This window comes from Arcticibacter sp. (assembly GCF_045629565.1).
Taxonomy (GTDB): Bacteria; Bacteroidota; Bacteroidia; order Sphingobacteriales; family Sphingobacteriaceae; genus Arcticibacter.
This window is the reverse complement of record NZ_JAZQRL010000086.1, coordinates 1-12,058: the sequence shown is the minus strand read 5'-3', so window position 1 is coordinate 12,058 and position 12,058 is coordinate 1. Positions and strand designations below refer to the sequence as shown.

Annotated in this window: 12 protein-coding genes; 2 read left to right on the top strand and 10 right to left on the bottom strand. The window is 43.4% G+C overall.

The genetic code is table 11. The features are described 5' to 3' along the window. Both ACKI5J_RS10660 and ACKI5J_RS10655 read right to left on the bottom strand, forming a co-directional pair. A partial coding sequence (locus tag ACKI5J_RS10660; RefSeq protein WP_407429300.1) for a hypothetical protein occupies nt 1–627 on the bottom strand: 627 nt, incomplete at its 3' end. A 28-nt stretch (nt 628–655) separates the two neighbouring features. Beyond that, entirely contained in the window at nt 656–1,678 is a 1,023-nt protein-coding gene (locus tag ACKI5J_RS10655; protein WP_407429298.1) for a glycosyltransferase family 2 protein, read from the bottom strand. A 111-nt stretch (nt 1,679–1,789) separates the two neighbouring features. Here ACKI5J_RS10655 and ACKI5J_RS10650 point away from each other — a divergent pair, with 111 nt between their 5' ends. Both ACKI5J_RS10650 and ACKI5J_RS10645 read left to right on the top strand, forming a co-directional pair. Further along, on the top strand, nt 1,790–3,229 hold the full coding sequence (locus ACKI5J_RS10650; RefSeq protein ID WP_407429296.1) for a flippase: 1,440 nt from the start codon (nt 1,790–1,792) through the stop codon (nt 3,227–3,229). Nucleotides 3,230–3,239: 10 nt separating this feature from the next. After that, nucleotides 3,240–4,199 carry a hypothetical protein gene (locus ACKI5J_RS10645; protein WP_407429294.1) on the top strand — a complete coding sequence of 320 codons (960 nt, stop codon included), beginning with the start codon at nt 3,240–3,242 and terminating at the stop codon, nt 4,197–4,199. Here the strand turns inward: ACKI5J_RS10645 and ACKI5J_RS10640 are convergent. The 8 genes from ACKI5J_RS10640 to rpsB form a co-directional block, all read right to left on the bottom strand. After that, nucleotides 4,182–4,943: an FkbM family methyltransferase gene (locus tag ACKI5J_RS10640; RefSeq protein WP_407429292.1), complete on the bottom strand. Its 762-nt coding sequence runs from the start codon at nt 4,941–4,943 to the stop codon at nt 4,182–4,184. The two genes, ACKI5J_RS10645 and ACKI5J_RS10640, sit on opposite strands and share 18 nt — an antisense overlap. A gap of 1 nt (nt 4,944) precedes the next feature. Next, nucleotides 4,945–6,180, bottom strand: coding sequence for a protoporphyrinogen/coproporphyrinogen oxidase (locus ACKI5J_RS10635; protein ID WP_407429290.1), 1,236 nt, complete (start codon nt 6,178–6,180; stop codon nt 4,945–4,947). Nucleotides 6,181–6,190: 10 nt separating this feature from the next. Beyond that, complete coding sequence (locus ACKI5J_RS10630; RefSeq protein WP_407429288.1) at nt 6,191–7,267, bottom strand: lipopolysaccharide biosynthesis protein; 1,077 nt, start codon at nt 7,265–7,267, stop codon at nt 6,191–6,193. 81 nt (nt 7,268–7,348) lie between these two features. Then, a complete protein-coding gene (locus ACKI5J_RS10625; protein WP_407429286.1) occupies nt 7,349–9,097 on the bottom strand; it encodes an ABC transporter ATP-binding protein in 1,749 nt (582 codons plus the stop codon). A 93-nt stretch (nt 9,098–9,190) separates the two neighbouring features. After that, nucleotides 9,191–9,754, bottom strand: coding sequence for a ribosome recycling factor (gene frr / locus ACKI5J_RS10620; protein ID WP_407429284.1), 564 nt, complete (start codon nt 9,752–9,754; stop codon nt 9,191–9,193). 22 nt (nt 9,755–9,776) lie between these two features. Further along, complete coding sequence (gene pyrH / locus ACKI5J_RS10615) at nt 9,777–10,484, bottom strand: UMP kinase (RefSeq protein ID WP_407429282.1); 708 nt, start codon at nt 10,482–10,484, stop codon at nt 9,777–9,779. A 147-nt stretch (nt 10,485–10,631) separates the two neighbouring features. Beyond that, nucleotides 10,632–11,471: a translation elongation factor Ts gene (gene tsf, locus ACKI5J_RS10610; RefSeq protein ID WP_407429280.1), complete on the bottom strand. Its 840-nt coding sequence runs from the start codon at nt 11,469–11,471 to the stop codon at nt 10,632–10,634. 140 nt (nt 11,472–11,611) lie between these two features. Next, on the bottom strand, nt 11,612–12,058 hold a 447-nt coding region (gene rpsB, locus ACKI5J_RS10605; protein ID WP_407429278.1), incomplete at its 5' end, for a 30S ribosomal protein S2.

Here is a 12,058-nt window from a genome sequence, read left to right as displayed (position 1 = left end):
CGGCCCGTATAAACGGAAAGTGAGATTCTGTGTCATACCCTTCAGTCCAAAAATGAATTTCCCTCTTCCAAGGCTTCCCGCAAAGGCCACCTCCCGGCTGCCGGCAGCAAATAGATCAGACCTCTTTTCTGTGCTGCCTTCCTCATACAAATAGTCAAAGATCATGAGATTCTGCACTTGTGTTTTCAAGCCTTTCTCACGCAGCCAGCTCGTCATCTTCTCATTATGTGATATCACTACATCATAGGCATTCAGCGAGTCAATTTCTGCCCGGATTGCTGTCGCCGGTTTTTTATATCTCAACGAATCTAAGTCATGGACAATAGCAATAAATGAACATTGCTTCTGCTTCATTAGCCTGATGAAGTGCCTGAAATGTCTATTTATTCCCTTTAAAGGATATTGAACGATGATCAGGGAGCCTGACTCTATTTCAAAATATCGACTTGCCAACCCATACAGCAGCTTAACGACATTGATACCCAGGAGAAGTGGATTCTTAATGAAGCTGAGATCAATATCAACATAAGACCGCTCCATAAGAATCTTCTTACAGTCGCTCACCGCTTTACTACCAGCATTGGTCTTGAAGTCATTGATCAGGATATTAAAATGATACTTTTTCATCTTGTCAGCCGGTTAGCGGATAGTAAGGTTAAAATTGCTCGACCCTCTTTATTTTCAACTTAAAAAACCTGATTGCGTACATAAGAAAGTCACCTGGTCCGAACATTCCGAATGCGGCGGCAACATACCGCGCATAATTCCTTAAACCAGGTCTTATCGCCTTGCCGATGTGTACTAAATTGGAAATGATAACATAAGAGAAAGCAGATCGTTCAAAATATCTTATCTTCCGGTTGGCCGCAGTCAATCTCCTTAGCCAGCCAAGGTTATCCGAAAGTTCGCGTCCTTCCAGTCGTCCCAAACGCCTGAGCCCGATTTTCCGGTGGATCACCAGATCTTCTTCCTTAAACGGAATTTGCAGCACATTCAGATAATAAGTATAGATCCTGTAATGCATCCTATCCAGCTCACCCTGGTTTACAGCCTTTAGTACCGAAACATTAAGATCATGGACACGGTACTTAAGAAGCACCTCCCCCATGTTCGAAAACCGAAACTTCTCAATGGCCCTCACCCATAAACCATAATCTTCAGCATTGGTGAACGTGTCATCATACAGCATGCCCTGCTCCATAAAGGGTTCTTTCCGGAACATAACGCTCGGATGAACAATCACATTATGAAACAAAAAGGAGGCCTGGATCTGCTCGTGTCGCAATGGCCCCCGGATGATGCGGTTTTCGCCTCCAATAGATTGTACCCAGGTACCGCAAAGCGCTATATCTTGATGCGCTTCCAGATACTTGAACTGCTTCGCCAGACGAAGGGGATGGGCAATGTCATCGGCATCCATCCTTGCGATGTATCTCCCTGACGAAAGCCGGATTCCCAAATTGAGTGATTTTACGACTTTCATATTGGACGGATTCTGGACAATCTTGACTCTGTTATCTTCAAATGACCGGGCAATTTCCAGCGTTCCGTCGGTTGATGCGTCATCAATCAGAATCAATTCCCAATTCCGGAAAGTCTGATCGACGATACTCTGTATGGCTTCTCTAATGTATCTTTCTGTGTTAAACACAGGCAATATGACGCTAATATCAACCATTCTGTGGATTTATTGTATCAAATATAAACCAATCTGTTGCTTCATTTATGAAGTCATAGACACAAAAACCGGAACAATTTAACACTACATTAGTAGTGCCATCTGCTACATATGAATTTGAGAAAGAACCTGATTACCAACTTGATCCTGACGTCATCAAACGCGCTCTTTCCAATAATCACATTTCCTTATGTCACCCGGATTCTCTCTATAGAGAGCTATGGGCGTATAGCATTTATCGAGGCCTTCACAGGTTACTTCCTTCTGTTTTCAGCATTAGGTATACCTTTATACGGGATAAGAGAAATAGCAAAGATAAAAAGCAATCCATCCGGGTGCACCAAGCTGGTCCTGGAGTTAACGTGCCTGCAACTTGCTCTTTCCCTTTTCTTTTCCTTAACATACCTCATCGCTGCTTTCTTCATACCATCTTTGCAGGACAATCTGGATATGGTGAAAGTTGCCTGTCTCATTCTGATCGGGTCATCCTTCAGCATAGAATGGTTCTTCCAGGGGATTGAGAAATTCAGCTATATCACTTACAGATCTTTGTTTACCAAATCGCTGAACGTGCTTAGTATCCTTCTCTTCGTTAATGCGTCAGACGATTACCTGGTATACTACATGATAAGTGCGGCAACCGTGATTCTAAACGCCGGATGGAACTTTGCTTATTTCTTAAGGCGGTTTTACACGGAAGTGACCGTACCCCTCAGCATAAAGAATCACCTGAAACCTTTACTTGTATTATTCAGCATTAATATCTCTATCAGTTTTTACACGATCCTGGATACGGTCATTCTCGGCCTGCTGACTAATTCCGTGAATGTCAGCTTTTACAGTGTTCCCCTGCGGTTCGTCAAAATATTCTGGACTATTGTAAGTGGCATCGGAGTAGTCATCATTCCCAGGATGGCCGACATGTTTAAGCGTGATGATACTTACGCCATACAGTCTCTTATCCGCAAATCAACTAATATTGTTTTTCTTATAACGATTCCCTTTTGCGCCATCTGCATGGCATTTCCCCAGGAGATCTTGAGTAGTATTTCCAGTGAAAAGTATAACCAGGCTGCCGACGCCTTAAGGGTGCTATCAGCAGTTCCGCTGGTTATCGGCATTTGCAATGTTCTTGGAACACAGTTTTTATTGCCTATCGGGCAAGAAAGGAAGATCCTCCATGCTACAATAGCGGGTTTGGTGATCAGTCTGGTTCTCAACTTTACACTCATTCCTTCCATGGGATATCTCGGTGCTTCCATCGCATGCCTGGCAGCTGAAAGCGCAGTTTGCATCTATATATTCTTAGTTGCCAGAAAGTATACCAATGTTAGAATCGACTTCTCACTCATTATACAAATTGCCCTAAGTCTTGTTGTCTCACTCGGAGCGGCACTATCTTTTGGAAGTATGAGCAAGGTAGTACTGCTGGCAACCGCGGGCATGATGTATGTAATGACTTTTTGCTTGCTCCAGATACTCTATTTTAAGAATGAGTTTGTGTTTTCCCTGCTCCCAAGAAACATGAGGGACCGGCTTCACAACGTTTAAACAATACCGCATGACCACAGAAGTAGCTTTAATCATACTATTCAATCATAAGTTCGAGAAGAATGTAAACCGGCTTAAAGAACTTTACGGCGGGCGGTTTGACCATATATTCTTTATCATGCCGTTCTATCGGGGTACTGACCCGCAGGTAATCGGCGTGTTTGGGAACTCCTTCTTCTACCAGGGCTATCTGGCTCAGGCACTTCCAGAAGTGCGCGACGACAGGTTCAGGCATTATATCGTCATTGGAGATGACCTGATCTTAAATCCGGCAGTCAACCAGATTAATTACACAGAATACTTTAAACTGGGTCCAAACACCGGGTTTATTCCGGATGTGTTCCTATTGCATGATGATGTCACTCCCCGACCGCTGATGAAGACGCCTTACTACTGGGACTGGAACATCAACGCGGTCAAGTTCAAAGTCAGACAGCCCGGGATCGAAGTGCAGAATGAACTTCCAACGTACGACCAGGCGCTTAGAAAGCTGAAAGATCATGGTTATGCCTTTCATACCACATTGAAAAAGAGTCAGATTATCAAATCAAGCCCTGACATCGCCGGAACGGCAAGCCTGATCGAAAAAACAAAGGAAGTCGTGACCTGGATAATCAACAATATGCAGTTCTCGATTAAAAGTGAGCGGAAGATGAGCTATCCAATGGTTGGATCCTATTCAGACATTGTAGTCATTCCCGCTTCAGCACTGGATGAATTCATTCACCTTTCCGGGGTCTTCGCAGCACTACAGCTATTCGTCGAGATTGCTATTCCCACCTCACTATTGCTCTCCGTAGACGAGCTGGTTCAAGAAAAGGACCTGGCTCAAAGGGGAATGGTTCTTTGGAAGAGCGAGGAACTCTCCCTCATGGAGAAAAAATACAATAGCTCCCTAACAGCGTTGTTTGAAGATTTTCCTTCTGATACGCTCTACATCCATCCGGTCAAACTATCCAGATGGTGCTAAGTCTCTATCAGGATGATGCATGAAACAAATGATATTCTCACCCTTATAAGCAAGCGAAAAATCGTAATTGCTCACGGCCTTAAAGAATGATCTGGTCGCGCCGGGGCGCATTTGCTCATGCAGCTCAATAATTACTACTCTTGTATTTGGAAGCCATCTTTCAAAACCCGATTCAAATAGCTCTTTCTCCGACCCCTCTACATCGATCTTAAGAACATCGATTTGGTTAATTTCATACTTTTCCATGATATCACAGATCGATAATGCCTTAATAGTCTTCTCGGTGCTATCGTCAACCTCCTTCACTTGAAACCCCCAGTTCCCGTATCCATTATCCTCAATAAGAAGGTGCGCACTTCTGCACCATACACCGGCATTAATGCAATGGACATCACGGTATGAAGCTGTATTTCTAAGCAAAAGTTCATAATTTGAAGGCTCGGGTTCTATAGAAATGATCTTCGCGTCCCTGAACCTGTTCTTGAAATAGGCGGCAGCTAATCCGATATTTGCCCCACAGTCGACGATAATCTTAGGATCAAAACCAAAGTCGATATCGTATTCCCCATCACTGACTACCTGATGAAAGGTCGGAATATCTGAAGTACTGTTTCGCAGAAAGATGGGGTTTGAATACCCCGAAAAACGGATGAGGGGCTTTTTGCTGAAGTACCGTTGGTATAGAAATGACAGGGCCGACCCTCCAAACTTTCTGAAATTTGATATTACCTTTGGAGTTTCCATTCTATGCCGCAGAATTAATTAATTGTGATAGATCAATACTTTTTTTGATGCAGACATCCATGTTATAATACTGCCATTCGCCAAAGCGTCCATGGGTATGGATACCGATGCCGCTCAGATATGCTTTGATAGTCTCTGTAGCGGTATGATAGTGCTCGTCAAACACGACGTAAGCATGATCAGAGACATGATAATCCAGCGGCTTTATTAGAAATGAATCCTTCTTTCCACTCTCGACCATTTCATCATACGTCTTCTCTCCTATAGCCTCAGTAATGGTAACGTTCTTTACCGGCCTGAAGAAATTCCCGATATGAATATAGCGATGAAAGAGGCTGCTGCTATCGGGTATATACGTCCAGGTATGTGTAGTGGGCTGGCTCTCCCACAAGACGTTTGAAACTTTATTGTACTTTAATCTGCCTGCGGCTTCCTTTACACGGTCCGGACAACCTTCAATGAGATGTGGAAGCACATCCATCGGAAGGGTGCTGATTACCAGGTCATAACTCATTTCTTTGTTAATCAGCCACCGATTATCCAAAGAAGAATAACCGATAGACCTCACCTCTAAATCATATACGATCTTGAGATTATCAGATAAAGCCTCTAAAAAGGTATTCTGATTATTGCTTTTGGGGTAGTAGAATTCAGAATGCGGCATCTTATCCTCGGCCTTATCGATCAGGCTTTCAAAGAAGCTGACCTTGTTGGGGATCGGCAACTTGCCCTCTACCCAGGCCGGATCCATATCAGCCGGCTTGCGATTCCAAATCTTGGCATTGTAAGGAATGAAATATTCTTCGGCTAAAGTATGACCAAACTTCTTTCTGAACCACTGCTCCAGATTTGAATACGTTTCGTCATCCTCTGAAACCAGAAAGTCCCTCGTGATATTCAATGCGAGCTCTTTATCAAATGCGAAGATCTCTTTTACAGCGAACTCTATGGGATACCTGATTTCATGTCCTTTGAACTTAATCACCGCACTTCTTGTAATTTTATTCCAATGGTCTTGCGGCATTACCTCTTTGAACACCCAATCCATAACATCGCTATATCGGGAGTTGAAGCAATGTCCCCCAACCAGATGATAGGATACCAGATCGACAGTTCTTGTTCGCGCAATACCTCCTGCATGGGACTTTCGCTCCAAAACCTGCACCTCGTGTTCTTTGCTGAGCAATCTCGCGATGCTCAACCCGGAGATGCCTGCACCCAGAATAGCGATCTTCATATCTTTTGATTTATTTCATGATAAAAAAGTAAATTCTTCGCAAAATGAGTATTGCACTCAACAGAAACATGAATAAGAATGCGCCTACAATTATGGCTTTTGATTTACCTACCTTGTCCTTTTTTAAAGGGAGAACGGAATTGTCAATTACTTGTATAAGCGGTGTTTCCTTCCTTAAGTTTACTTTAGAAATTTCCAGGTTCTTCACCAGTTCCGACAGGATGGCCTTGTTTGCTTCTGCATCGACCTGCCGGCGCTGAGAAGGCACTCTCAGAACCTGCCGCGCTGGGTTAATATTGGGGTTAGCGTCTATCGAGAGTGCGACGCTACTAATATCCCGGTTAAGTGCTGCACGTATGGAATCAGCCTGATGCTGTAGTATGGTCACATTCTCGAGTGACTTCTTCGTTCGCGTCTCTATGTAGTAGTCACTTACATTCTTTACGATCAACTCGTTGAAGGACTTTGCAAATAACTCATCCCTCGCCTTTACTTCAACTTTTAAGATGTTAAGTTTTTTATCGGGCTTGCCCACGAAGAGGTAGTTCTCATTGATGTCTTCAACAATTTCGTTCAGAATGCTATCCTGTAAGCGGTTAAAAGGCGGTGATCGAAATGAGATATTTCGTAATTCCGGCTTCTTGTCCCATCGCTCCTTCAGGCTATTAAAGGCTATATATCGTTCCAGGAGCAACTGCTGCTTTCCGTTAAAATCACCCGGACTGAGCAAGGTCTTTTTCAATATATTGCCAGATCGGTAAAGCTCGATTATATTATCACCCTGGAATATCCCGCCGCCTCCACCGCCCAGGTCTACCCCCATCATCGATGCCAGACCGGCATATTGGCTCAGTCCACCTCTGCTACCTTGCTCGTCCAACACAAATGTTGAACTCGCTATGTAAACGGTCTTCCTTAAAGTTGCATACAAATAGCCCGCGAGCCCGCCAAGAATGCCCGCAAGCAAGATAAACCTCCACCGGGAAGCAAGGTATCGAACCCAGTCCTGAATCTTAAGTATGAACTCTTTGAGGGAGATCTCATTTCGCCGAATTTCCCTCTCCGGTTTATCTGCCAGTGTTTCCAAAAGTGAGTAGTTAATTTATTCAACTTAAGTACCATGTACACTGTATGGCGGCCGGTTAAGGTCACCTTCGGAACTTTATCACTAGGCTTCTACCCTTTCCCCTATCTGCTGTCTCCACATGGCATAGTAAAGTCCTTTTTCATTTAGTAAATCTTCATGCCTTCCAGACTCAACAATATGACCTTTTTCAAGCACGAAAATGTTGTCTGCATGCATGATAGTCGAAAGGCGGTGTGCAATTAAAATGGTAATCCGGTCATCCATTACCGAAACATCCCGTATAGTCTTCGTTATCTCTTCTTCGGTAATAGAATCAAGGGCAGATGTAGCTTCGTCAAACACCAGAATATCAGGCTGACGTAATAGTGAACGTGCGATAGACAATCTTTGTTTTTCGCCGCCCGAAACTTTTACACCTCCCTCACCTATTACCGAGTCCAGCCCCTTATCTGCTCTAGCCAACAGAGTCATACACGCAGCCTTTCTCATCACTTCCAGACACTCCTCATCAGTAGCGCCAGGTCGTACGAACTGCAGGTTCTCCCGTATGGTACCCGAGAACAGCTGCGTATCCTGTGTTACAAATCCGATACGCTCACGTAGCTGATCCAGATCAATCTCAGAAGAGGGCACATTATTATAAAGTACCTGACCTTCTTTCGGCGTATACAACCCTACCAGCAGCTTCACCAGTGTCGTTTTTCCTGATCCGGAAGGACCGACAAAAGCAATGGTCTGTCCTTTAAATGTACTAAAGTTGATGTTGTTTAATGCACTGGTGCTAGCCGATTGATGCTTAAATGTGACATTTTGGAAACGTAGTGACTCTAATTTGTCCAGCCGTACCGGGTTGGTGGGCTTCACCTCCTTAGGTGTACTCATAATCGACTTGAAGTTGGCAAGCGATACCTCCGTCTCTCTATACGTATTAATAATATTCCCCAGTTCCTGCAGCGGACCGAAAATGAAGAATGAATAAAGGAATAAGGAGAAGAATTCCCCCACTGAAATCTGGTTATCATAAATCAGATACATCATTAGAAAGAGTACTCCATTCCTAAGCAAATTAACCAGCGTGCCCTGGATGAAGCTCAGACTCCGTACATATTTCACTTTCTTCAACTCCAGAACAAGGATCTTCTCAGTCGTCATATTCAACCTCTTGATCTCCTGAGAAGATAAACCCAAGCTCTTCACCAGCTCAATATTCCGCAGCGACTCTGTAGTCGACCCGGCCAAAGCAGTCGTTTCCGAAACTATACTCTTCTGCACCACTTTGATCCGCTTACTCAATATAGAGCTCACCGTCCCCAATACTGGGATTACAGAGATATAGAATACAGCAATCAGCCAATGGATATTAATCGCATAAAAAAACACGAAAGTGATCCCTATGATACTGGTAAAAACAATGTTGATAGTGGCAATAATCAGCTTTTCTGTATCCAGCCTTACCTTTTGCAATATACCCAAAGTCTCCCCGCTCCGCTGATCTTCAAAAACCTGGTAAGGAAGCTCCAAAGAATGCGCAAGGCCATCAGAATAAATCTTAGCTCCCAGTCGCTGTGTGATGACATTCACATAATAGTCCTGAAAGTTCTTCGCTATCCGTGATACCATCGCAACACCCATAGCAGCCAGCACCAACATCCCTGCTCCTTTGAAAAACTCCTCAGTGGTATAGTCGTCGTAGTGGGTCACATACTTATCAATAATCTGCCTGAAGATCCACGGATCCAGAAAAGAAAATATTTGGTTAATGGCAGCCAGAAGGAGTGCCAAACCGATCAATCCCTTATAGTTCTTTAAATATTGTAGCAGAATTTTCATAAAGCGGTGCAGATAGGTGTGGTAACATGCAAAAATAAGAAAGGGAACAGTGATCAACACCATTCCCTTTTTAAATTACTTTGAGCGGACTTATTATACCGTCATGATATCTTTTTCTTTAAGCTCAGCCAGCTTATCAATCTTAATGATGTATGCATCGGTCAACTTCTGTACTTCACCTTCCCCGGTCTTGATCTCATCCTCCGATACTCCTTCAGATTTCAGGCGCTGGATTTTGTTATTAATATCTTTACGAATATTCCGTACAGCAATACGTCCCCTTTCAGCCTCTTCCTTAACCTTTTTAACCAGATCACGACGCCGCTCTTCTGTTAACGGGGGTACATTCATCCGAATGACCATCCCATCGTTCTGCGGGTTTAAACCAACGTTAGAATCGATAATGGCTTTTTCGATCTTCACTAACAAAGGCTTCTCCCAAGGCTGCACCACAAGGGTACGGGCATCTGGCGTGTTGATACTAGCAACCTGACTCAATGGAGTAGGTGTACCGTAATATTCAACCATAACTGAATCAAGCATGGAAGGCATAGCCTTTCCTGCACGTATTTTCAATAATTCCGCATCAGCATGATCAACGGCTTTATCCATCGTAGATTTCGCATCAGCTAACTGCTGTCTTATAAGGTCGTTCATAAAAAACTTTATTAAAAATCTATTATCCTTTAACCAATGTACCTATCGTTTCTCCCTGCACAAGACGCATAAAATTGCCTGGCTTATTCATATCAAACACAATGATCGGCAGTTTATTTTCCTGACACAGTGTGAATGCTGTCATATCCATAACATTCAGGCCCTTGTCATAAACCTCCTGAAATGTAATTTCTTCATAGCGGGTCGCAGTCGCATCTTTTTCAGGATCTGCTGTATAGATGCCATCTACTCTGGTTCCCTTTAGCACAACGTCTGCCTGAACCTCTATAGCGCGAAGCGATGCGCAGGTGTCCGTTGTAAAGTAAGGATTTCCTGTTCCTGCTCCGAAAATAACAATTCGTCTTTTCTCCAGGTGTCTTACCGCACGGCGACGAATAAACGGCTCGCAGATCTGTTCCATTTTAATCGCTGTCATTAACCTGGTTTTAACAGTCAGCTTTTCAAGTGCATCCTGTAAAGCCATGCTATTGATAACAGTAGCCAGCATACCCATATAGTCCGCTTGAACACGGTCCATACCTGATTGCTCTGCACTGAGGCCACGGAATATGTTACCCCCGCCAATGACGATTGCCACTTCGACGCCGGTGTCGAAAACCGCTTTGATGTCTTTTGCATACTGAAGTACCCGATCGCTGTCAATTCCGTACTGTTTATCGCCCATTAGAGACTCTCCACTAAGTTTCAAGAGGATACGCTTATATTTCATTTTTAGAAGGTGTTTATAGAATTACAGCCAATTGAAGCCGGGCAAAGGTAGTAATTTATGTAAGAAATAAAAAAGGGGTTCTCTCACACCAGCAAGAGAACCCCTTTCATTCAGGACTTTAGCGCCCAAAATATAATCAATATCAAATTATGCTCCTAACTGAACACGTTTGAATGCAGTCACAGTTAAGCCTTTCGCAACAGTATCAAGGAACTGAGCGACAGTTTTAGAAGAATCCTTCACAAACTCCTGGTTCAACAAAGTCGAATCTTTGTAGAACTTGTTCAACTTACCGGCAGCGATCTTTTCAACCATTGCTTCTGGCTTTCCTTCCGCACGGATCTGCTCCTTAGCAATCTCAAGCTCACGCTCAATGGTGCGTGAATCTACACCTTCTTTATCAATAGCAACAGGGTTCATAGCAGCGATCTGCATAGAAACGTCTTTTCCTGCTTCGTCAGCACCTTCTGCATCAGCACTTAAAGCTACCAATACACCCAAACGGTAGTTACCGTGGATATAAGCAATAACTTTCTCTCCTGTTACAGACTCAAATTTGTTAACGCCAATCTTCTCACCTATTTTTCCAGTCTGATCAATTACCTGATCAGAGATCTTAGAACCGTTAAGCTCCATTGCAGTCAGCTCTTCAAGAGATGCAGCATTGTTAGCGATCGCTAAATCAGCAATACCGTTAGCAAAAGCGATGAAATCAGCGTTTTTCGCTACAAAGTCAGTTTCGCAGTTTACCTCAACGATGATACCACGTTTGCCATCAGCAGTTGTTTTGGCGATTACTACACCTTCGTTAGACTCACGGTCCTGACGGCTAGCGGCAACTTTAGCACCCTTTTTACGAAGGTAATCGATTGCAGCCTCAAAATCACCATTGGATTCTGTTAATGCTTTCTTACAATCCATCATACCTGCACCTGTTTGCTGGCGCAGTTTGTTTACGTCTGAAGCGGATATTTGTACAGTTGACATTTTTATTCTTTTTTAGATACTTTATTAAAATGAATGTTCATAAACACCTGTTCAAAACAGACCATTTATGAAAAAAGGCCGGCTTCATAACCGAATTCCGACCTTTTATATGCTGTTTGCTCTGTTATATAGAGCGAAGATTACTCTCCTTTTGATGCTTCAACTTCAGGAGCTGCTTCCTGTCCGTTGTCGATCTTTGCTTTTGCAGATGCTGCTTCTTTCTCAGCTTCATCTTCTTTCTCACGCTTGCGCTCATCTAAACCTTCCTGGATCGCTTTGATAATGATATCAGTGATCAGAGTAATAGACTTAGTAGCATCGTCATTCGAAGGAATAGCGAAGTCGATATTAGAAGGATCAGAGTTAGTATCCACCATCGCAAAAGTCGGGATATTTAACTTCAACGCTTCAGTAACCGCAATGTGCTCTTTCTTAACGTCGATTAAGAATAATGCTGCAGGAAGACGGTTCAAATCAGCGATACCTCCAAGAAGGGTCTCTAATTTAATACGCTCACGCTGAATCATTAATTTCTCTTTCTTTGATAATACATCGTATGTACCGTCTTTAGTCATCTTGTCGATGTT